We start from the raw sequence: 23,647 nt of genomic DNA, 5'->3' as shown, positions 1-23,647 counted from the left end.
ATTATCAACCGGGCAACTAAAATAGGGGGTTGGTTAAGATAGCAGCAAAAACAAGAGGTTATATGACAAAGCAAAAAACAGGCCAATGTGATTATTTTGTAACAGTATTGTATAAAAAATAGATTAATATTAATCATTTAATAACCAGCATTAATAATTTCAAATTAATTTTATTGTTTTATTTTAATTATGTGATTTTTATCACATTTATGATGATTGATTTCGGTATGAAATTACTTTTAATGCGACGGTTATCGTTAATTTGTGATGAGGTATTACCTTTTCTGACTTATTGTGAGGATTTATCCATGCCAATCTTGCTTTTTAGCTGCCGCTTGATTTGCCAGAAGATCACTTAACCTAAATCCTTTCTAATTATGTGGGATAAATAGCATGATTTGTTGGCGTCATTGTTCACCTTGAGAAGGGGGAAACAATGAAAATATCAATAGGTTAATCAGGCAATACTTTCCAAAGGAATTAAATTTTGTGGTAAACCGATTAAGTAATCGTTCTTGAAAAACTAGGGGTGGTAAAACACCCAATGAATTATCTAAAGGACTACGGATATGTTGACTTCCAGAGTAACGATGTTGCGCTTATTATGTGAATCTACCAATTATTTTTAAATATATTAATTCTATATTTTACATAAAATAATATATTTTTGTTGTCGTATTAATAACGGTGTTAATAATGGTTGGATATAAGTTAATAGATTATGTTTATAACGACAGATGATGTTTGTATATAACGATAATTATTAACTATTCTATTTAAATGTTTTTATGTAATGTAAAGTCAAATTATATCTGGTAAATATATTATATTTTTATCTTATAATATAGATAAAATGAGTGCGGTCATGTAAGTCAATTACTGGCTTTATAGTGATATTTCAAATTAAGCATTGTCAACTACACTAGGTATTAGTATAGTGAATTGGATTAAATGGTTTGAATAACCTATCGTTGAGTTCTATTTTTAATAATATATTTGTCTCTACCTTTAAAAATATGTTGTACAGTAAGGTATAATATTTGTGTGTTAATATTGCAAGACAATAAATATGATAGAGAGATAATCATTTTATGTTGAAAAATTAACAGTTAGCAGAGGAGGGGTAATTTGTGATCTGCTTATAAAAATGTGACGATATAATGGCTTTTCATTATTTTATTGATGTACGTCAATGCTATTGTTACCCGTATCGTTTAATAGATTAATTACTTCAACAAAACTAATGGATATGCTATGTCATTAAAAATAACTGTACTCTTGGAAAATAAAACATCTGATTCATATTTGATAGCTAAGCCTGGTCTGAGTCTTTTACTTGAGGATGGTGAAGAGAAGATAATTTTTGATACCGGTCCAGATGGTAGCTATATTGAGAATGCAAATAGGATGGGAATATCTATTGATGATATATCCAAAATTGTTATCTCTCATGGGCATTCTGACCATATAGGTGGTGTTAACTATTTTCCTCATAATGCTAAATTAATATGTCACCCTGATGCATTAAGCGAGAAATATTATGGTGTGATGTTCAATAAAAAGAGTGTCTTAAAATTCAAAAAAATATCGGGTAAAATTAATAAAAGAGTTAAGAAGAGAGTTTTATTTCGTTTGACGAAATCGCATATGAAAATAAGTGAGCGATTTATTTTTTCAGGAGAAATAGCAAACAGTCATCGTAAATCCTATGGATTAATTAGAAAGAGCTGTTGGGCTAATGATTATATATTGGATGATAGTGCATTAATTTGGAAAAGTGATAATGGACTGGTGATTATCATTGGCTGTGGTCATTCTGGTATTTGTGAAATCATTAACCACGCCAAAATGATTACCGGTGTGGATAAAGTATTCGCAGTAATAGGAGGATTGCATTTAAGGAGAGCGTTACCGACAGAGTTATTGAAGATCAGAGAATTTTTCATAAAAGAAAATATAAAAGAAGTTTATGGATGTCATTGTACGGGTAGCTGGGGAAGACTTTGGTTGCCAAATGTCAAACAGTTGAAAACAGGGCAGGTATTATTAGTAGAGTAACATAATGAAATTTATTGAGAAAATGGATGTTCATCAGGTTATTACCCCATTTGCGACAGCGTTGGGGTTAGTATTTTTTTCTGTTTTAAATAATTGGGATTATAATAACGATAGGTTAATATTTTTATTGCTGAATTTATTCGCATTTTTTATTATATTTTTTCATCATAGAGGATTTTATTCACATTTTATAGAAAATAATTTGTATAATCGGTGTTTCACGCAAGTTATTATTGCCACTTTTGATAAAAAAGTGGCAACCTATTCACAGATTACAGATTACAGATTACAGATTACAGATTACAGATTACAGATTACAGATTACAGATTAATGGTAATTTTTGCATCAGAAGTTAAATGTGTTTTATTTACATGGTTTTTTATTTGTTATAAGTATTCTATTGAGATAATGATTAGTCTTAATAAATGGTTAGTAATGTATTAAATAAAACGTTAAATATATATTTATTAAAATTATTTATTGCTTGAGATAATTAATTTATTAAATAATGGTATGTTGAAATAGAGTATATTTAATCCGGTAGTGATATTTATAACCAGTACGATAATGATCATTTCTTGTTTGTTTAATCTTGTTTTAATGGTCGATTTTATATTGTTTTATTTCTTGTGAATTATCGGGCAGGTGGTGCAGTAAAGGGCTATCTTCGGTCGCTGAGGGAAATAACGAAAATTTTTTTTACTAGATACATAGAGTTCTTAATGGAAAATTGAATCGATAAATTTAGATTTATTTATCGTCTCCGTGATGTTTAATTCGTTAAAATAACAGGCTATTATATGAACTTAATGTTTGTACGTTGCCTAATATAAATAGGCGGTATATACCCTATGGATTTCAAGATGCATCGCGACGGCAAGGGAGTGAATCCCCCGGGAGCATAGCGAACTATGTGATCGGGGTGAGTGTCGCCAATAAAGAGGAAACTTGAAAGATAACGGGTATATAAAGTTATTCATTAAATCCTGCCATCAGTTGGTTGGAGTTAAGACAGGGGTTATGGTTATGAATCAAGGTCAATTCTGGCAACGACCAGGAAAAAACAAACGTTATTTGGCGGTGATTTTGGCTTCTTTGCTGATGCTTTCTGGTTGTGACCAATCTGATAGTACTGATAATAAGCACGTGGCTCAGCCACAGTCCACAGAAGTTCAAAGCGAAAAAACACCTCAGCAATCAAGTATTCCACCAAAATCCGTAAGACAGAAAGATGCAGCATCACTGGTTGAATTAGCAAAACGTTATGCCGGTAAACCAGTGAAGATTCTGGATGCTTCCGAAGTTCAGCTTGATGGCGCTAGTGCAATGGTGGTGACGTTTTCTGTTCCTTTAGATCCAAATCAGGATTTTGCTCAGAATGTTCGTTTGGTCGATGTTAAAGAGGGCAAACTTGATGGTGCCTGGGAACTATCAGATAACATGATGGAGCTTCGCTTGCGCCATTTACCGCCCTCCCGTGAGTTGCAATTGACCGTAGATAAAGGTGTTAAAGGTATCAATGATCGTCAACTCGAAACGGTTTATGAGAAAACGCTGACAACCGCGACGATTTCTCCGTCTGTCGGTTTTGCCAGCAAAGGCTCCTTGTTACCCAGTAAAGTCGCTGAAGGTTTGCCGGTATTAGCCCTGAATGTAAATCGTATTGATGTTAATTTTTTCAGGATCAAAGAGACAGCATTGCCCGCTTTTATTGCACAGTGGCAATATCGCAACAATATGAGTTCTTGGGAATCTGAAGAGATGCTCAAAGGCGCGGAACTGGTTTATACCGGCCGTTTCGATCTGAATCCAACACTGAATACCCGCGAAAAATTACTGTTGCCATTAAGTAATATCAAAGAGTTACAGAAAGATGGCGTTTATCTGGCGGTGATGCAACAAGCAGGTAAATACACTGACACTAATCCAGCAACAATGTTTACCTTAAGTGATATTGGTGTTTCTATGCACAGCTATCTGGGTAGGATGGATGTGTTTACCCAATCTTTAGCGCAAGGTAGCAGCCTGAAAGGGGTGGAAATACGTTTGTTGGATGAGAAAGGGCAATTATTGTCAAAAGCAACGACGGACGATGATGGACACGTCAGTCTGGAGAAAAATGCGAAAGCGAAACTATTGCTCGCTACTCGTGACCACCAGACCAGTATGATTGATTTGGTATCACCGGCGCTGGATCTGTCTGAGTTCGATATTTCTGGCTCACAAGGGTATAGCAAACAGTTTTTTGTTTTTGGGCCTCGTGATCTTTATCGTCCGGGTGAAACGTTGATTGTCAATGGCCTGTTGCGTGATGGCGATGGCCGCGCAGTGAAAAGTCAGCCGGTTAAAGTGGATGTACTGAAAACCGATGGTCAGGTAGTCCATAGTTTTGTCTGGCAACCTGAAAATGGATTGTATCAATATCGTTATGTGATCCCTCCCTCAGCGGCTACCGGCCTCTGGTCGCTACGTTTTGATTTGGGTGATAACAAACCTCGTTATTACAAGTTTAATGTCGAAGATTTTCTGCCGGAGCGTATGGCGCTGGAAATTAGCAGTGAGTCTCCCCCGGTGATGAAAGACCACGATGTGGATTTCGTGATTAACGGCCGTTATCTATATGGTGCGCCTGCTGCATATAATCGTCTGCAAGGGCAATTATTCCTGCGTCCAGCTCGTGATGCGGTAGCAAAATTGCCCGGCTATGAGTTTGGTGCGGTTACAGAGGACAATCTTAGTCGCACATTGGATGAGTTTGATCTGGTTTTAGGGAATGATGGTAAAGCCGTAATTAATGTCAGTGCCGATAACTGGAGTTCGGTCTCTTCGCCGGTAAACGTCATTGTACAGGCAAGTTTGCTTGAATCGGGTGGCCGCCCGGTAACTCGGCGGGTTGAACAGGCCGTTTGGCCGACAGAAAAGCTGGTGGGTATCCGTCCGCTGTTCAATCAGAAAGAGATTTATGACTATCGCGTAGGTCGTTATCAAAGCCGTTACAATGTGGATGAAAATTCACTGGCGCAATTTGCGCTGGTATATGCCGATGCCAATGGAAAAAAATATGCTGCGAAAGATTTAACCGCTCGTCTGATTTATGAGCGCCGTGACTATTATTGGCGCTGGTCGGATGGTGAAGGTTGGCAATCAGGCTATGACCAGAAAGATTTGATGATGGCGGATGAACATATCCAAATTGCTCAAGATGGTACCGCAAAGATAAGTTTTCCGGTTGATTGGGGTTCGTACCGTATTGAAGTGGTTAATCCAGAAAATCAATTAGTGACCAGTGTTAATTTCTGGGCCGGTTATTCATGGCAGGACAATACGGGTGGCACAGGGGCTGTTCGTCCTGATCAGGTGAAATTGTCTTTGGATAAACCTGCTTATCAGGTAGGTGAAAAGATAAAACTGCACATGGTCGCACCACAGGCCGGTAAAGGTTATCTGTTGGTGGAGTCCAGCGAAGGGCCGCTTTGGTGGCAAAAAATTGATGTGCCAGAGCAAGGTTTGGATGTGGAAGTGCCGGTGAATAAAGAGTGGCGTCGTCATGACCTTTATTTAACCGCGGTGGTGGTGCGTCCAGATGATAAATCTCGTCAGGCGACGCCGAAACGGGCCATTGGCGTGTTGCACCTGCCGTTGGCTGATGAAAATCGTAAACTGGATTTAACGCTATCCGCACCGGAAAAAATGCGTCCGAATCAAAATTTGACCGTTAAAGTCAAGGCGACGCCACAGCAAGGGCGGAAATTACCCAAGCAGGTTAATGTGCTGCTTTCTGCTGTCGATACAGGGGTGTTGAATGTCACGAATTTTAAAACCCCGGACCCCTATGAGGCTTTCTTTGGTCGTAAGCGTTACAGCGTCGATCAATATGATGTCTATGGTCAGTTGATTGAAGGTGAAGGTCGTCTGGCGAATCTGCGTTTTGGCGGTGATGGCGATGATAGTGCCCTTGAACGTGGCGGTAGGAAACCATTAACCGAAATTAAGATTATCGCTGAACAGGCACAGCCGGTGACATTGGATGAAAACGGCGAAGGGCAGATCGTTTTGCCAATCCCTGATTTCAACGGTGAATTGAGGCTGATGGCTCAAGCGTGGAGTGAAGATGAGTTCGGCCACGGTGAAAGTAAAGTTGTCGTTGCGGCGCCGGTGGTTGCACAGATGGCCCTCCCTCGTTTTATGGCCGGTGGTGATAGCGCATTGTTGTCGTTGGATTTAACTAACTTAACTGAACAGACGCAAAACTTGACCTTGAACTTTGCTGCTGATGACCTGATTAGGCTAGAAGGGGATGCTAGCAAAGAGATAGTACTGGAAAAAGGCAAACGTACCACCGTGGAGATCCCGGTCACAGCGCAGTACGGTTCTGGTCAAGGAGGGGTTTCCCTGACGATTAATGGTCTGAATTTGCCGGGTGAAAATGTGAAACCGTACCAAAATAGTTGGAAGATTGGCGTGCGTCCGGCGCAGCCAGCGGAAACTGTTCTGTTCGCTAATGTTATTCATCCGGGAGAGGAGTGGCAGATGCCGTCGGATGCCTTGTCGGGTTTATCACCAGCAGGAGCCGAGGGGCAGTTGTTACTGAGCAGCCGCCCGCCGTTACAGATTTCACGCTATATTCGTGAATTGTACGCTTATCCGTATGGCTGCCTTGAGCAGACAATCAGCGGGCTTTACCCGTCACTCTATTCGAACAAGGCAGAGCTGAATAGCTTGGGCATCATGACGGAAGATGATGATAAACGCCGGGCAAGTATTGATGAGGGAATTATTCATCTACTGAGTATGCAGCGCCATGACGGTAGCTTTGCTTTATGGGATAAAACCGGTGATGAGGAGTATTGGTTAACGGCCTATGCTACCGATTTTCTATTCCGTGCAAGTCAACGCGGTTACAGCGTACCTAAAGAGGTGTTGACTTCTGCCAATAATCGTCTGTTACGTTATTTACAGGATAAGAGTGTTATTAACTATCCCTACAGCCAGAATCAGGAGGCAATGCGATTCTCGGTTCAGGCTTATGCCGGTCTGGTGCTTGCCAATCAACAGAAAGCGCCATTGGGTGCTTTGAGACAAGTTTATGAACGCCGTCAGCAAGCAGGTAATGGCTTGTCACTGGTACAACTGGGCATTGCACTGAAACTGATGGGGGATAATACCCGAGCGGATGAAGCGGTTCATTTGGGGATCAGCAAAAACCGTAATGATGATTTAGATTTAGGTGATTACGGTAGTGCCATCCGCGACAACGCAATGATTGTTGCTCTGTTGACTGAAAATAATATGCAGATAAAAGAGCGTGATGAGAAATTGCTGGCGTTGTCTGATGAATTGACATCCCGCAATTATTTTTCAACTCAGGAGAGTAATTCACTCTATCTGGCGGGACGTTTCTTTATTGATACATCGGCGCAACCGTGGAAAGCTCTGTTTAGTCAGTGGAATTCACCAATAAGTAGAAATAAACCCTATAGTGAGATGCTGTATCCACAGGATATTCTGCAAGGTATGAGTATCAGTAACCTTGGTGACAGCACGCTCTATTCGCGAGTGAATGTGGTGGCTTACCCACTGCGCTCTCCTAAACCTTACGCTAATGTGCTGAAAATTGAGCGTAGCTATCTGGATATGAAGGGTAATCCAGTTGCTATTGACCGTCTAAAAAGCGGTGAAATGGTGGTTGTGAAATTGGTGGTTAGTTCAGATAAACCCGTATTGGATGCTTTGGTAGTTGATTTATTGCCTGCCGGTTTGGAACTGGAGAATCAAAATTTGGCTAACAGTAGCGCTAAGTTGAGCGAGAGTGCCGCTAATCTGCAAGAGTTGATTGGCGATATGCAGCAGGCGACGATTCGCCATATGGAATATCGTGATGATCGATATGTGGCGGCAGTCGCAGTTGATCCTTCTCAGCCAGTGACGTTGCTCTATTTGGCTCGTGCTGTTACTCCGGGTGTTTACACCATTCCTGCGCCACAGGTTGAATCTATGTATGTGCCTTACTGGCGTGCGGTCGGTTCTACACCAGAAAAACTGGAAGTTGTTCGCTAAAGTCTATCCGCCCTTACGCTTTGGTGTAGGGGCTGATTTTTCACTAGGTATCCATTGATGAAGAAAACGCATCGCCTTATATGGCTGATCGTGCTGTTGTTGTTTCTGATCCCGGCGGGTTTATGGCTGGCAGATAAAATTTGGCCTCTGCCACTGCGTGAAGTCAAAATGGCGCGTATTGTCGTGAGTGAGGATGGTACGCCGCTTTGGCGTTTTGCCGATGATGAAGGTGTTTGGCGTTATCCGGTGACGTTGGATCAAGTATCACCGGAATATATTCAGGCATTGCTGACTTATGAAGATCGCTGGTTCTATAGACACCCGGGTATTAACCCGATTGCTCTGGCGAGGGCTGCCTGGCAGGATATTCGGGCAGGTAAAATTTTATCCGGCGGCAGTACTCTGTCAATGCAGGTCGCCCGGTTGATTGATCCCCATTCACGTACTTTTGGCGGCAAGTTGAAACAGATCTGGCGTACTTTGCAGCTTGAATGGCACTATTCTAAAAACGAAATTCTTGAGATGTATCTGAACCGTGCGCCGTTTGGAGGGACGTTACAAGGCGTCGGTGCGGCGAGTTGGGCGTATTTAGCGAAACCGCCGTCTGAACTCTCTGCGGGAGAGGCGGCTTTACTGGCTGTTTTGCCACAGGCTCCCAGTCGTTTAAGGCCAGATCGCTATCCTGAACGGGCACAGGCTGCTCGTGATAAGGTGTTGCAACGGTTGGCGCGGTATAAAATCTGGCCGGAAGAGAAGGTTGCTGATATTCGCCAAGAGACGTTGTGGCTGGCTCCTCGTCAGGCGCCACAGCTTGCCCCGCTTCTTGCCAGACGAATGGCGAAAGGCTCTCGTCAGGAGATCATTAAAACAACCCTTGATGTGGGATTACAGCGCCAGCTTGAAGATATGGCGGTGAATTGGAAGTACCAGTTACCAGAAAAAACGTCGATTGGCGTGTTAGTGGTTGATCATACAGACATGGCGGTGAAAGCTTATATCGGTTCGTTGGATCTGCGGGATGATAGCCGTTTTGGTCATGTCGATATGATAAGTTCATGGCGTTCGCCGGGATCAACCTTGAAACCATTTCTGTATGCAATGGCGCTGGATGATGGGTTAATTCATGGGGAATCACTGTTACAGGATGTGCCTCGCCGCTTTGATTATTATCGCCCGGGAAATTTTGACAGTGGCTTTCATGGGCCGGTCAGTGCCAGTGAGGCGTTGATTCGTTCATTGAATTTACCCGCCGTGCAACTGCTTGAAGCCTATGGCGCTAAGCGGTTTACCGCCAATATGCGTAATGTGGGAACGGTATTGCGTTTTCCGCCCGGCAGTGAACCCAATTTATCATTGATTCTTGGTGGCACGGCAGTTCGGATGGATCAACTGGTGGCGGCTTACGCGGCGTTTGCCCGTCAAGGGAAGGTTGCCCCTTTGAGATTCACTCCTCAGCAGAAATTGCGTGATCGGCGACTTTTTTCACCCGGCGCGGCATGGATAGTGAGACGGATTATGGCTGGAGAGGCTCTGCCGCAACCTGATGATGTGTTACCGGCACAGGTGCCGCTAGCCTGGAAAACCGGTACCAGCTATGGCTACCGTGATGCTTGGGCTGTCGGTTTAAACGCGCGTTATACCATCGGTGTTTGGGTTGGCAGGCCGGACGGTACGCCGGTTGTCGGGCAGTTCGGCTACGCTACGGCGATTCCTATCATAAATCAGATCAATAACCTGTTACTCGCCAATATGCGAAATGGGGCTAAACGAACCCCCGTTGATCCTCGTCCAGCAACGGTTAGTCAGGCCGTTATCTGTTGGCCGGGAGGGAAGAGTTTGCCGAAAGGAGATAATAATTGCCGTCAGCGTCGTCTGAGCTGGATATTGAATAATACCATTCCGCCTACGTTGCCTGCGGTAGGGCAAGAGGCCATTTCGGGTATTAATGAACAGGTATGGTTGGATAAAAACGGTTTGCGTGTTGCCCCCGATTGTCCCGATGCTCAGCCTAAAAATATCGCTTTATGGCCGATTACCCTTGAATCATGGTTACCCGAGCAAGAGCGACGAGCGCAGCGTCTGCCGCCGATTAATCCCGAATGTCCACCGTTGAAATCAGATGAAGCGCCCTTGTTGATCGTGGGTATTCATAATGGAGATGTATTGAAACGGCTCCCCGGTTTTAACAGCCTTGATTTACGTATGACAACTCAAGGCGGTAGTGGTGGGCAGCAATGGTGGTTTCTAAATGGAGAGCAGGTAATGATCACAGAAAAAAATCAGGGATTTGTTCAGACCTTGACTCAACCGGGTAAATATCAGCTTAGTGTTTTGGATTTGGGCGGGCAAATTGATTCTGTCAATTTTACTTTGAAGTAAACGATTCAGGTAAAAGTGTGATTTGTACGAAAAAATGGTAATTTTCGCTAAGGAAAATTTAATGGAATGTTATGTTTTCTGTAGGCAACTGCTATTCGTGCCCCTATAATCAACGCCGCTTTTACCTCCGCTAAGGTTGCGGAATGAGTATTAACCGATTAATTTATCGGGAATGAAAAATTAAAATTATCAGTTGCTGAACGAAGAGCCAAGAGGTTATCCATGACGGTTGAACGTACTTTTTCTATTATTAAGCCTAACGCTGTGAAGAAAAATGCCATCGGGGCGATTTATGCTCGTTTTGAAAGCGCCGGGTTTAAAATTATTGCCGCCAAAATGCTTCACCTGACCCGTGAACAGGCTGAGGGCTTCTATGCGGAGCACAAAGGCCGTCCTTTCTTTGATGGTCTGGTGGAATTTATGACTTCTGGCCCAATTATGGTTCAGGTGTTGGAAGGCGAGAATGCAGTACAGCGTCATCGTGACCTGATGGGAGCAACTAATCCTGACAACGCATTAGCAGGTACTCTGCGTGCTGATTACGCAGACAGCTTTACTGAAAACGCGGTTCACGGCTCTGATGCGATTGAATCTGCAAACCGTGAAATTGCCTATTTCTTCACAGAAGATGAAATTTGCCCGCGTTAATTGATTTGCCGTTACCCGTAGCATCATTGCATTAAAGTTTGTACAATGCGGCGCCCCGTTGTTAATTCAATGGGGCGTTTGTTATTTGTCACTATGCTAAACTGATAGTGATATCCGAATTGAAACTTCGCGTTGAATTCATCAACGCAGAGCCGAAAGTGTCACAACGAGGCAATATAAAAAAATGTCCCAACCAAATACTGCGGCACAATTTGCTGCTCCTGTCGTGTCTGAAACTCCAGAAAAGAAAGGCGGTAAAATTAACCTGCTTGATCTGAATCGTAAGCAAATGCGTCAGTTTTTCATTGATATGGGAGAAAAACCCTTCCGAGCTGATCAGGTGATGAAGTGGATGTATCACTACTGTTATGACGATTTTGAGCAGATGACAGATATTAATAAAATTCTGCGAGCAAAATTGCAACAGGTTGCAGAGATCCGTGCGCCGGAAGTCGCAGAAGAGCAACGTTCTGCCGATGGAACGATTAAATGGGCGATCACTGTTGGCGATCAGCAAGTTGAAACGGTTTATATCCCGGAAGATGATCGAGCGACTTTGTGTGTCTCTTCTCAGGTAGGTTGTGCACTGGAATGTAAATTCTGTTCTACCGCTCAGCAAGGATTTAACCGTAATTTGCGAGTTTCGGAAATTATTGGTCAGGTTTGGCGAGCGGCAAAAATTATTGGTTCATTGAAATCCAGTGGTCGCCGTCCGATCACCAATGTGGTGATGATGGGCATGGGAGAGCCTTTGCTTAACCTGAATAATGTGGTGCCTGCGATGGAAATCATGATGGATGATTTTGGTTTTGGTCTGTCAAAACGCCGCGTGACATTATCCACCTCCGGTGTGGTGCCGGCACTGGATAAACTTGGCGATATGATCGATGTTGCTTTGGCGATTTCCCTGCATGCGCCGACAGATGATGTGCGGGATGATATCGTTCCTATCAATCGTAAATATAATATCAAGCAATTCCTTGCCGGTGTGCGCCGCTATTTGACTAAATCCAATGCGAACCAGGGGCGTGTGACGGTGGAATATGTCATGCTGGATCATATTAATGACAGCGTGGAACAGGCGCATCAATTAGCTGAATGTTTGAAAGAGACACCGAGTAAAATCAATTTGATCCCGTGGAACCCGTTTCCGGGGGCGCCATATGGTCGTAGTTCCAACAGCCGGATTGATCGCTTTGCCAAGGTGTTGATGGAATATGGTTTCACCACTATTGTCCGCAAGACTCGTGGTGATGATATCGATGCCGCATGTGGTCAGCTTGCCGGTGATGTAATTGATCGTACCAAACGTACATTGAAAAAACGTCAGGCAGGTGAACCTATTCAGATAAGAACAGTCTGAATGGGAATGTGGGTATGTCGCTTCATGCAGTCACTGAAATGCATAAGTGAAATGCATAAGTAAAATGCATAAGTAAAATGATAGTTGCAATTGCGTATCTTTGGTCGGTGGGGATGGAATGATAAGGAAATCGTTATCGGGAATGATGGTGGTTGCTATGTTGTTGGCAGGATGTTCCAATCAACCAACAAACGGCGATCAACAGCGAAAAGTCGCAACAGAAACCCGAATTCAGCTGGGAATGGCTTATCTGGCTAAAGGTAATTTGCCCGCCGCAAGATATCACTTTGATAAGGTTTTACTGGCAAAGCCAGACCATTATCAGGCTCAATTAGGCATGGCGTTGTATGAGCAATATTCTGGTCAGCCGGAAGCTGCCCGCCAACGTTACAAAATGGCGATGCAGTACGCGCCAGGAAATGATACGGTATTGTATCATTACAGCGTTTTTCTCTGTGAGCAGGGGCAGTATGAAGAAGTTAAAACTCTGTTTACCGGGAGCCATGCTAACAGGCGTGTTTGTTATCAGTGATTTGCCGCTAGTAAAATAGCAAATCTATTTCGCCGCGCAGGCTATTGTGTAATTTAAAGATTATAGCAGGAGCCGGCGCGAAGTTTTTCACAACCTGAACAGTACCGCGTCTTCTTGCTAATGAATACTGAAACGACTCCAGAACAAGCTCATTTAACCGCAGGTCAGCTCCTGCGTCAGGCTCGTGAACAGCACGGGCTAACCCAGCAGACTGTAGCTGATCGCTTGTGTTTAAAACTTTCTACTATCCGTGATATTGAAGAGGACAATATTCCAACCACTATGGTGCCGACTTTCCTGCGTGGTTATGTTCGCTCTTATGCTAAGTTGGTCCAAATTCCAGAAGCAGAAATTTTGGCAATTCTGGATAAGCATACTCCGGCAAAAACAGCGAAAGTTTCACCAATGCAGAGTTTTTCATTGGGTAAAAAACGTAAAAAACGCGAAAGTTGGTTGATGTGGATTACGTGGTTGATTATTTTAATCGTAATTAGTTTGACGGGAGCGTGGTGGTGGCAAAACCACATAGCTCAACAGAAGGAATTGATTTCGATGGCTGATCATTCGGCGGCTCAGATTGCTCAGAAAAAAGCTAAAGTGAATGAAAGTCACAAGTCGGCGACACAGTTGCCGGCCAGCGAACAGGCAACAAGTGAGTCGTCAGTGTCTGCGGCCGAAAATGCAGCGGCAGCGAATATTCATAGTCCGAATACTCATAGTCATAATAGTGAGGAAGTGACTCAATCTGTGCCATCAACTCAAAACCAAGTGGTGAAAACACCTGAAACTCAACTAGCAGGTAACGGGCCACAAACTCAGACTGCGCCGTTGCCAGCTAATCAAGGGGCCACGCAAGTACCTAATGTGGCTGAAAATAATTCAACGGCAGTGGTTGACAGTAATAAATTGGTGATGAATTTTAAAGCATCCTGTTGGTTGCAAGTTGTGGATGCAAATGGAAAAACGCTGTTTAGTGGAACTAAACATAAGGGCGACCACCTGAGTCTTTCTGGCTCGTTGCCCTATAATTTAACTATCGGCGCTCCGGCTGTAGTGGATGTACAGTTCCGGGGGCAAGTTGTCGATTTAAGCCGCTTTGCTAAAGCAGGCCGTATCGCGCGTTTTAAAGTACCAACAGCACAATAAAATGCCTGTTGCAGTAGGGCATGGTTGTAGTTTTATCAGTAAACACATGGAAGTATGGGAGAAACACCTATATGCATAATGAATCGCCGATAAAAAGACGCAAATCTACGCGTATTTATGTAGGCAATGTGCCAGTCGGGGATGGTGCGCCTATTGCGGTGCAGTCAATGACAAACACACGTACTACGGATGTGGAAGCGACTGTTAAACAGATTAAATCGCTTGAGCGTGTTGGCGTTGATATTGTTCGCGTATCAATACCAACGATGGACGCCGCAGAAGCATTTAAGTTGATTAAGCAGCAAGCGAGTGTTCCTTTGGTTGCAGATATTCATTTTGATTACCGTATTGCGCTTAAAGTTGCAGAGTATGGTGTCGATTGTCTGCGTATTAATCCTGGCAATATCGGTAATGAAGCGCGTATCCGTGAGGTTGTGGCTTCTGCCCGTGATAAAAATATCCCAATCCGCATTGGTGTAAATGGTGGATCATTGGAAAAGGACATTCAGGAAAAATATGGTGAGCCAACCCCAGAAGCGCTGGTGGAATCGGCTATGCGCCATGTGGATATTCTCGACAGACTTAATTTTGATCAGTTTAAAATCAGTGTAAAAGCGTCGGATGTTTTTCTGGCGGTTGGTGCTTATCGCCTGTTAGCTCAGAAGATTAATCAGCCGTTGCACCTTGGTATTACCGAGGCGGGTGGCGCACGTGCCGGCTCTGTAAAATCAGCCATTGGCTTAGGTATCCTCCTGTCAGAAGGTATCGGTGATACTTTACGTATTTCTCTGGCCGCTGATCCTGTCGAAGAAGTTAAAGTGGGCTTCGACATTCTGAAAGCATTACGTATTCGTTCCCGTGGTATAAACTTTATCGCTTGTCCAACCTGTTCCCGTCAGGAATTTGATGTTATTGGCACAGTTAATGCCTTGGAGCAGCGCTTAGAGGATTTACTCACACCGATGGATGTTTCCATTATTGGCTGTGTGGTTAACGGGCCAGGTGAGGCGGAGGTTTCTACTTTAGGCGTCACTGGCGCCAGAACGAAAAGTGGTTTTTATGAAGATGGCGTTCGGCAGAAAGAGCGCCTCGATAATACTGATATGATTGATCAGCTTGAGGCTAAAATCCGTGCTAAAGCATCAATGCTGGATGAAAATAAGCGCATTGGCATAAGTCAACTGGACAAATAATGTATCTGATACTGGCTCATCGTTATGATGAGCCAGCGTTGTTTTGTTTGTTAATTGAAGCTCGTCGGTATTCGCTTCTATAATCAATCAACATCATTTTTGAATCATTAACTAGAGATAAAACGTGGCAAAAAATATCCAAGCTATTCGAGGCATGAATGACTACTTGCCGACAGATACGGTTATCTGGCAGCGTATCGAAACTATTTTGAAACGGGTACTGGCGGGTTATGGTTATAGTGAGATCCGTACACCGATTGTAGAGCAGACCCCGTTATTTAAACGAGCTATTGGGGAAGTCACTGATGTGGTTGAAAAGGAGATGTATACCTTTGATGATCGCAATGGTGAAAGTATAACCCTACGCCCTGAAAATACCGCAGGTTGTGTGCGTGCCGGTATTGAACATGGTCTGCTGTACAATCAGGAACAGCGCGTATGGTATTTAGGGCCGATGTTCCGTTATGAGCGTCCGCAAAAAGGCCGTTACCGCCAATTCTACCAGTTAGGGGCGGAAGTTTTTGGTCTTCAAGGGCCTGATATTGATGCCGAACTTATTTTATTGACTGCCCGCTGGTGGCGTGAGCTCGGTATTTTTGAGCATGTGACGCTTGAACTGAATTCCATTGGTTCGTTGGCGGCTCGCGCTAATTATCGCGAAGCGTTGGTGGCTTTTCTTGAGCAGCACAAAGATAAGCTGGATGAAGATTGCAAACGCCGTATGTACAGCAATCCATTACGTGTTCTGGATTCAAAAAATCCAGAGGTTCAGCAACTTCTTAATGATGCGCCGGAACTGTTTGATTATCTTGATGCCGAATCAAAGGAACATTTTGATAGCCTGTGTGCGCTTCTTGATGGGGCGGGTATCAAATATCGGATTAATCAGCGTTTGGTTCGTGGTCTGGATTATTATAACCGCACAGTATTTGAATGGGTAACGACGGCACTCGGGGCTCAAGGGACGGTTTGTGCCGGCGGTCGGTACGATGGGCTGGTTGAACAACTGGGAGGCAGGCCAACGCCAGCTGTGGGTTTTGCTATGGGGATGGAACGTCTGGTTTTGCTGGTACAAGAAATTAATCCAGCATTTGCTGCGGAGCGGTCAGTCGCAGATGTTTATCTCGCTTCTTTTGGTGAAGGTAGTCAGCAAGCAGCATTGATTTTGGCTGAACAGGTACGTGATAGGTTGCCCGAATTGCGTTTAATGATGAACCACGGTGGTGGTAACTTTAAGAAGCAACTGGGACGTGCGGATAAACAAGGCGCTAAAATTGCGCTGATCCTCGGTGAGGATGAAGTTCGTTCTGGTCAGGTAGCCATTAAAGATTTACGTACAGGCGAACAACAAACGTCGCCGCAAAGCGAAATTGTAGCTCGTTTGGCTGAACTGTTAGGTTAAGGAGAGACTCTGTGGAAGTCTATACCAATGAAAACGAACAAGTAGACGCGATCCGTCGCTTTTTTGCCAATAATGGTAAAGCCTTGGTTTTGGGACTGGTGCTGGGTGCCGGGGCGCTGATTGGCTGGCGTTATTGGCAATCTCATCAGACAAATCAGTTGCAGGAAAGCGCAGAAGCTTTTGAACGGGTAGATCGAGGATTAATTGCCAGTACAAAAGAGGGTCATGCTGCTGCTGAAAAATTTGCCAGTGAAACGAATAACAGTTATGGCGTGATGACGCACATGCATTTGGCTCAACTTGCTGTTGAAAAAAGTGAGTTAACTAAAGCAGATCAGTTTTTATCTGCGGCTGCTGGTCAGGCAAAAAATGAGGATTTGCAGGCTCTGGTGAATATTCGCTTAGCCAGGGTTCAATTGGCAGAAGATAAAACGGATGCTGCGTTGAAAACGTTGGAACTGGTCAAAGGTTCCGGTTGGGTTGCCGTCGCAGAGGATATCCGCGGTGATGCACTGTTGAAAAAAGGTGATATTGCCGGCGCCCGCGCAGCGTACACCAAAGGTTTGAGTTCAGATTCGCCACAGGCGATCAAATCGATGTTAAATCTTAAATTGAATAACTTATCCAGCTAAGGGGAATTCTTTCAATGCAACTGCGTAAAACACTCTTGGTTGGTTTGGTCGCTTCTGTTCTGCTAGCTGGTTGTTCAAGTGAGCAAGACACGGTAACGATGTCACCGTTGCCAAAGGTCGAAAATCAATTTAACCCAAACGAGGTTTGGGATAAATCTGTAGGTGATGGTGTAGGCCGTTATTATTCTCACTTGACGCCAACCTGGCAAGGCTCCGCTGTTTATGTTGCTGATCGTCATGGCATCGTTAAGGCGTTGGACATTGATAGTGGTAAAGAGATATGGTCGGTGAATCTGGCTGAAAAAGCGGGTCTCCTCTCTTCCCGTATACCTGCATTGCTCTCTGGTGGTCTGACCGTCGCAGGGGATCATTTATATGTAGGCACTGAACGTGCCAAAGTTATTGCATTGGATACCAAAGACGGCCAAGTTGCCTGGCAATCTGACGTCGCCGGTGAAGCGTTGTCGCGTCCTGTGGTGAGCGATGGTTTGGTATTGATTCATACTAGCAATGGGATGTTGCAGGCATTAAGTGAGTCTGATGGTAAAGTGCGATGGTCTGTTAATTTGGATTCGCCATCATTATCATTGCGTGGTGAATCGGCGCCTGCCGCGGCTTACGGTGCTGCTATCGTCGGTGGGGATAATGGTCGTGTCAACGCCGTCTTGATTTCTCAGGGGCAGTTGATTTGGCAACAACGTATTTCTCAGGTAACTAGCTCTACAGAAATCGGTCGTCTTAATGATGTTGATACGACACCGGTTATTTCTGAGGGCGTGATATATGCAATAGCTTATAACGGTAATCTGGTGGCGCTTGATATGCGTTCAGGTCAGATCCTCTGGAAGCGCGATTTGGGTTCAGTGAACGAGATGGTTGTTTCTGGTGATAATATCTATATTGTTGACCAAAACGATCGGGTTATGGGGCTGCGTCAAAGTGATGGCGTAACTTTGTGGACTCAGACAAAATTGCAACACCGTAATTTAACCGCGCCTGAAATGTATAATGGCTATCTGGTTGTCGGTGACAGTGAAGGTTATCTGCATTGGCTGAATATGGATGACGGTAAGTTTGTTGCTCAACATAAAGTTGATAGTTCTGGTTTAATGAGCCGTCCGGTTGTAGCCAGTGATAAATTAATGGTACAGGCGAAAGACGGTACGGTTTATCTGTTTACCCGTTGAGTATTGCTTACTGCCTGTTTACCGGAAATAAAGTAAAGCGTTAGCTATAGTCCTACGGCTCCTGGAGAGAACAGGAGCCGTTTCGTCTTTTTAGTGTTCTGTTGTGATGAACAGCAGAATACTAATTTCAAATTAAGTCATGAGGCATCAACAAATGATACCTGTCGTCGCTCTGGTAGGGCGCCCAAATGTGGGTAAGTCCACATTATTTAACCGTTTAACCCGTACAAGAGATGCGCTGGTAGCGGATTTTCCAGGTTTGACTCGCGACCGTAAATATGGTCGAGCTGAGGTTGAAGGGCAGGAGTTTATCATCATTGATACCGGTGGTATCGATGGCACTGAAGAGGGTGTAGAAACCCATATGGCAGCTCAATCTTTGATGGCGATTGAAGAGGCCGATATTGTTCTGTTTATGGTAGATGCTCGCGCCGGACTGATGCCAGCAGACCACGCGATAGCAAAACATCTACGTAGCCGCGAAAGAGCCACTTTTTTGGTCGCGAATAAGACCGACGGTGTGGATATTGATACCGCTATTGCTGAATTTTATTCCCTCGGATTGGGGGATATCTACTCTATCGCTGCTTCTCATGGTCGTGGCGTCACCCAGCTTATTGAACGAGTACTGTTACCTTTCTCTGGTAAAGGTGAAGAAGAAGAGGTTGAGCTGACTGAGGAAGAAGCCAACGCGGCTTATTGGGCAGAGCAGGAACAGAATGAAATTGAGATGGTAGAAGAGGAGGAGGATTTTGATCCATCAACTCTGCCATTGAAATTAGCTATTGTCGGTAGGCCAAATGTGGGTAAATCTACGTTGACTAACCGTATCTTGGGTGAAGAAAGGGTTGTGGTTTACGACATGCCTGGCACTACTCGTGACAGTATTTATATTCCAATGGAGCGCAATGGCCGCGAATATATCCTTATTGATACCGCAGGGGTACGTAAGCGCGGTAAGATCACTGAAACGGTTGAAAAATTTTCAGTCATCAAAACCCTTCAAGCGATTGAAGATGCTAATGTTGTATTGCTGGTGATCGATGCGCGAGAAGGCATTTCCGATCAAGATTTGTCATTATTGGGTTTTATTCTTAATAGTGGACGCTCATTGGTCATTGCGGTCAATAAGTGGGATGGCATGTCGCAAGAAGATAAAGAGCGTGTGAAGGAGATGCTGGATTATCGCCTTGGTTTTGTTGACTTTGCCAGAGTACATTTTATCTCCGCTCTACATGGCAGTGGAGTGGGGAATCTGTTTGACTCGATTCTTGAAGCTTATGATTGCGCCACTCGCCGTGTCAATACTTCACTGCTAACCCGTATCATGCATATGGCCGAAGAAGATCATCAACCGCCGATGATCCGTGGTCGCAGGGTGAAAATGAAATATGCTCATGCCGGTGGTTATAATCCACCAATTGTTGTGATCCACGGTAATCAGGTAACTGATTTGCCTGATTCTTATAAGCGTTATCTGATGAACTATTTTCGCCGATCCCTAAAGGTGATGGGGACGCCCATTCGGATTCAGTTTAAAGAAGGGGCAAATCCCTATGCTGACAAACGTAATACGTTGACACCTAATCAAATGCGTAAACGTAAACGTCTGATGGCGCATCTGAAAAAGCGTTAATGCTAATAGGAAAAGGGGTGGTGATTAACCACCCTTTTTGTCGGCGTCCCATATCTGGTTAATGATTTCTGGTGCATCTGACTCAGGAAGGGTGAAATGGTGTTCTTCATTTCCATTGACGATACTAAGCAGATAATAATCTTGATCAGGATATGGCGCTGATGGCATAGAATCGGAAAAGTCTTGTTCTATAGCTTGAAGAAATAACTGTTGTTGGTGTGAAGACAATGATTCTAAATTCACTGTTTTATCTTGGTTAAGGCCAGGCGTAGCGGCAAATCCTCCTTGTAGGGAAATTGTAATTTTACTATCAGTTGTGAGTTTGAGAGTTTTATTATTCATAATATACCAAATTTTTACGGTTATTTTTCAGGTCTGTTTAGTATAGCGTGAAATTCGTCTTTAACAATTTTGGCATCTTCTATTAGATATATTTTTTACAAGTCAGGTATTACAAATAATAAAATATCGCTGGCGTTAAGCCAGCGATATGTTTATAGATTACTCTTCAGTTTTATCTTTAGTTTTGTCTTTATCGCCGCCTTTATCGTCCTTGTCGCCGCCTTTATCGCCTTTGTCACCGCCCTTATCGTCTTTATTTTTATCTTCCTTCACTTTAACGCCCACTTCTGTCCAGCTATCAATTGCTGCTTTTTCAACATCCTCATCAAATAACTCACGAGCATGTTTAATTGTTAACTTGGCGAAGGCTACGAAATTAGCATCCCGGGCAAGCTCTTTATCCAACAAAGTGTTGTACCATATTTTTCCTGCTTTTTCCCAGGCATATCCACCTAATTTTATCGCCAGATTATAGAAGGCTTTATTAGGAATACCCGAATTAATATGAACACCACCATTGTCTCTGTAAATCGGCAAGTCTTTATAATCATCCATATGACCAGGCTGTGGATCTTTACCGAGAGTTTCATCATCATATGCGCTGCCAGGTTTTTTCAGTGAACGAATCCCTACACCTTTAATATCTTTGCCCAGCAATTCACTTCCCATAACCCAATCTGCTTCATCAGCTTTTTGTTTCAGGTAATGTTGTTTTACTAATGAGCCAAAAACATCCGCTATTGATTCATTCAACGCGCCAGACTGGAAGAAATAGACCAAATCTGCGGTTTTTTCAATAACACCATGTGATAATTCATGGCCGATCACATCGACAGAGGTTGTGAAATCATTAAAGGTTTTACCATCTCCGTCGCCAAATACCATTTGTCCGTTGCCCCAGAATGCATTCATATATTCTTCGCCATAATGCACGGTGGCAATCAATTTCATTCCTTTATCATCTAATGAGTTGCGATTAAAAACTTCTTTATAGAAATTGTAAGTTGCTTCTAAATATCTATATGCGTTATCAACTGATTTATCTCCGTTATCTGGATCTCCTTCATCTCGTACTAATTTTCCCGGCAACTTGCGTTTATTTTCTGCATCGTGAATAGAACGATGTATAGTTGTATTAGTAACTTTATCGTCATCGCCGGAATCATCGGAAGATTCTTTAATAACATTATCCAACATTAAACTCTGAGTGTGATTTAATGTCATTAATACTTTCTTCTTTTCATTGTCATTATTATAGATATTTTGAAGAATGTACGGCGGTATTACGCCTCTGTAGTTATTGTTTTGTATTTGCATAAAATATCTCCTGGAATAAATTTTTAGTTATTAATTAGAGGTACTCTTTAGGTACGGGTTCATATTAAACACGTTTCCAGCAGATAGTCATCAGGTCCAGCCTGCTTCTTTTGTGTTAAGGGGTTGTTAATAAATTGTTAAGTTTTTTTATGTGAGGGATTCTTACATTGGCTGTAATAAAAATATAAATAGTTAGGAATAGTTTTTTATAATATTCCTAACATGATAAAAAATCATATCCAGTTTTTTGCTGGTAGAAAGTCGATATATAAAGCGGCTTCCGCAGATCCTGGTTCAGGGTGATAATCATATTCCCAGCGAACTAATGGTGGCATGGACATTAAGATAGATTCTGTTCGTCCTCCGCTTTGTAATCCAAATAAGGTTCCTCTGTCCCAAACGAGGTTAAATTCTACATAGCGACTACGGCGATATAATTGAAATTGTCGTTCACGTTCACCCCACGATATGTCTTTCCTTTTTTCTACAATCGGCAAATAGGCAGAAAGAAAACCTTTACCTACATCTTGAGTGAAATTGAAACAATGTTCAAAGTCAGGCGTATTTAAGTCGTCATAAAATAAGCCACCAATTCCACGGGCTTCATCACGATGTTTAATATAAAAATAATTGTCACACCATTTTTTATATTTTGGATAAACATCTTCTCCATAAGGTTGACATATATTTTTGGCGGTGGTGTGCCAGTGAATAGCATCTTCCTTAAAACCATAATAAGGTGTTAAATCAAAGCCGCCACCGAACCACCATACTGGCGCTTCACCCTCTTTTTCTGCAATAAAGAACCGAACATTAGCATGACTGGTTGGTATATAGGGATTCAAAGGATGAATAACCAGAGAGACGCCCATTGCTTGATAATGTCGACCGGCCAGTTCAGGACGGAGAGCTGTTGCTGATGAGGGAAGTATGTCTCCTGATACATGAGAAAAATTAGCGCCTGCTTGTTCGAATATCGCGCCTTCTTTCATAATTCGACTACGGCCTCCGCCGCCTTTTTCTCGTTGCCAGCATTGCTCAGTAAATTTTGCTTTGCCGTCTGCCTGTTCTAGTTGTCGGCAAATTTCATCCTGTAATGAAAGGAAAAAAGATTTAATCTGATTAATGTTTGGTGTATTCATGATTCTTTCCCTATTATGATATGGTGAACGTTATATTATAGCTGTTAGTGGAAAAGAATAGTGGAAGAGAACGCATTTTCGTATTGATTCCGGTGTTAAAGCGGAGATAATGAGAAAATAGTTATTTCGATAAAAACAGGTTGGTTAGGGATGGAAATTCGGGTATTTCGACAAGATGATTTTGAAGAAGTGATCACCTTATGGGAACGCTGCGATTTACTTAATCCTGGTGTTGATCCTGAAGTGGATATTGAGCGTAAATTGACTCATGATCCTGACCTGTTTTTAGTCGCGGAAGTGGCTGGTGAAGTAGTTGGGACGATTATGGGTGGTTATGATGGTCATCGTGGCTCTGCTTATTATTTGGGAGTTCATCCTGAATTTCGCGGTAGGGGAATTGCGAATGCATTAATTGCCCGATTAGAAAAGAAATTGATTGCCCGTGGTTGTCCAAAAATAGTTCTTATTGTTCCTGAAGATAATGATGCCACTATCTATATGTGTGAAAAACTGGAATATGAAGATCGTTATCAAGAGAGCGTTATTTTCAGTAAGCGTTTGATTGGTGATCAGGAATATTGAGTTTAGAATATGGCTGAGTGAAAGCATTCC

General features: G+C 43.1%; 17 protein-coding genes. 14 read left to right on the top strand and 3 right to left on the bottom strand.

Annotation, left to right across the window (positions count from 1 at the left end; genetic code table 11):
• Nucleotides 1–1,254 precede the first annotated feature (1,254 nt).
• The 13 genes from EAE93_RS16190 (at nucleotide 1,255) to der (ending at nucleotide 20,234) form a co-directional block, all read left to right on the top strand.
• The gene (locus EAE93_RS16190; protein ID WP_036781641.1) at nucleotides 1,255–2,058 is read left to right on the top strand and encodes an MBL fold metallo-hydrolase; all 804 of its coding nucleotides are present in this window, start codon (nucleotides 1,255–1,257) and stop codon (nucleotides 2,056–2,058) included.
• Between the two features lie 4 nt (nucleotides 2,059–2,062).
• Entirely contained in the window at nucleotides 2,063–2,503 is a 441-nt protein-coding gene (locus EAE93_RS16185) for a hypothetical protein (RefSeq protein WP_214040094.1), read from the top strand.
• A 582-nt stretch (nucleotides 2,504–3,085) separates the two neighbouring features.
• On the top strand, nucleotides 3,086–8,116 hold the full coding sequence (locus tag EAE93_RS16180; RefSeq protein ID WP_214040093.1) for an alpha-2-macroglobulin family protein: 5,031 nt from the start codon (nucleotides 3,086–3,088) through the stop codon (nucleotides 8,114–8,116).
• Between the two features lie 57 nt (nucleotides 8,117–8,173).
• Nucleotides 8,174–10,495, top strand: a complete 2,322-nt coding sequence (gene pbpC, locus EAE93_RS16175) for a peptidoglycan glycosyltransferase PbpC (protein WP_214040092.1) — start codon at nucleotides 8,174–8,176, stop codon at nucleotides 10,493–10,495.
• Nucleotides 10,496–10,717: 222 nt separating this feature from the next.
• Nucleotides 10,718–11,143: a nucleoside-diphosphate kinase gene (ndk, locus tag EAE93_RS16170; protein WP_036812770.1), complete on the top strand. Its 426-nt coding sequence runs from the start codon at nucleotides 10,718–10,720 to the stop codon at nucleotides 11,141–11,143.
• A gap of 184 nt (nucleotides 11,144–11,327) precedes the next feature.
• The gene (gene rlmN / locus EAE93_RS16165) at nucleotides 11,328–12,506 is read left to right on the top strand and encodes a dual-specificity RNA methyltransferase RlmN (protein WP_214040091.1); all 1,179 of its coding nucleotides are present in this window, start codon (nucleotides 11,328–11,330) and stop codon (nucleotides 12,504–12,506) included.
• Nucleotides 12,507–12,624: 118 nt separating this feature from the next.
• The gene (locus tag EAE93_RS16160; RefSeq protein ID WP_250151052.1) at nucleotides 12,625–13,038 is read left to right on the top strand and encodes a tetratricopeptide repeat protein; all 414 of its coding nucleotides are present in this window, start codon (nucleotides 12,625–12,627) and stop codon (nucleotides 13,036–13,038) included.
• 120 nt (nucleotides 13,039–13,158) lie between these two features.
• Nucleotides 13,159–14,184, top strand: coding sequence for a cytoskeleton protein RodZ (rodZ, locus tag EAE93_RS16155; protein ID WP_105399247.1), 1,026 nt, complete (start codon nucleotides 13,159–13,161; stop codon nucleotides 14,182–14,184).
• A gap of 71 nt (nucleotides 14,185–14,255) precedes the next feature.
• Complete coding sequence (ispG, locus tag EAE93_RS16150; protein ID WP_036781623.1) at nucleotides 14,256–15,377, top strand: flavodoxin-dependent (E)-4-hydroxy-3-methylbut-2-enyl-diphosphate synthase; 1,122 nt, start codon at nucleotides 14,256–14,258, stop codon at nucleotides 15,375–15,377.
• 124 nt (nucleotides 15,378–15,501) lie between these two features.
• Nucleotides 15,502–16,779, top strand: a complete 1,278-nt coding sequence (gene hisS / locus EAE93_RS16145) for a histidine--tRNA ligase (protein WP_214040090.1) — start codon at nucleotides 15,502–15,504, stop codon at nucleotides 16,777–16,779.
• Nucleotides 16,780–16,790: 11 nt separating this feature from the next.
• Nucleotides 16,791–17,411 (top strand): YfgM family protein, encoded by a 621-nt coding sequence (locus EAE93_RS16140; RefSeq protein WP_036781618.1) that lies wholly within the window; start codon nucleotides 16,791–16,793, stop codon nucleotides 17,409–17,411.
• A gap of 14 nt (nucleotides 17,412–17,425) precedes the next feature.
• Nucleotides 17,426–18,598 carry an outer membrane protein assembly factor BamB gene (bamB, locus tag EAE93_RS16135; RefSeq protein WP_214040089.1) on the top strand — a complete coding sequence of 391 codons (1,173 nt, stop codon included), beginning with the start codon at nucleotides 17,426–17,428 and terminating at the stop codon, nucleotides 18,596–18,598.
• Between the two features lie 154 nt (nucleotides 18,599–18,752).
• A complete protein-coding gene (gene der, locus EAE93_RS16130) occupies nucleotides 18,753–20,234 on the top strand; it encodes a ribosome biogenesis GTPase Der (protein ID WP_036781615.1) in 1,482 nt (493 codons plus the stop codon).
• A 24-nt stretch (nucleotides 20,235–20,258) separates the two neighbouring features.
• Here the strand turns inward: der and EAE93_RS16125 are convergent, their stop codons facing one another.
• The 3 genes from EAE93_RS16125 to hemF form a co-directional block, all read right to left on the bottom strand.
• Nucleotides 20,259–20,576 (bottom strand): protealysin inhibitor emfourin, encoded by a 318-nt coding sequence (locus EAE93_RS16125; RefSeq protein ID WP_036781612.1) that lies wholly within the window; start codon nucleotides 20,574–20,576, stop codon nucleotides 20,259–20,261.
• Nucleotides 20,577–20,735: 159 nt separating this feature from the next.
• Nucleotides 20,736–21,893 carry a metalloprotease PrtS gene (gene prtS, locus EAE93_RS16120; RefSeq protein WP_036781610.1) on the bottom strand — a complete coding sequence of 386 codons (1,158 nt, stop codon included), beginning with the start codon at nucleotides 21,891–21,893 and terminating at the stop codon, nucleotides 20,736–20,738.
• A gap of 233 nt (nucleotides 21,894–22,126) precedes the next feature.
• Nucleotides 22,127–23,035 (bottom strand): oxygen-dependent coproporphyrinogen oxidase, encoded by a 909-nt coding sequence (gene hemF / locus EAE93_RS16115; protein WP_214040088.1) that lies wholly within the window; start codon nucleotides 23,033–23,035, stop codon nucleotides 22,127–22,129.
• 150 nt (nucleotides 23,036–23,185) lie between these two features.
• On the opposite strand from hemF, the gene EAE93_RS16110 reads away from it, so the two are divergent.
• The gene (locus EAE93_RS16110; protein WP_036781605.1) at nucleotides 23,186–23,617 is read left to right on the top strand and encodes a GNAT family acetyltransferase; all 432 of its coding nucleotides are present in this window, start codon (nucleotides 23,186–23,188) and stop codon (nucleotides 23,615–23,617) included.
• Nucleotides 23,618–23,647 lie beyond the last annotated feature (30 nt).

Source organism: Photorhabdus akhurstii (assembly GCF_018448925.1).
In the GTDB taxonomy this organism is placed as follows: domain Bacteria; phylum Pseudomonadota; class Gammaproteobacteria; order Enterobacterales; family Enterobacteriaceae; genus Photorhabdus; species Photorhabdus akhurstii.
Note: the sequence above shows the minus strand (reverse complement) of the source record. Positions and strands in the feature narration are given on the sequence as shown.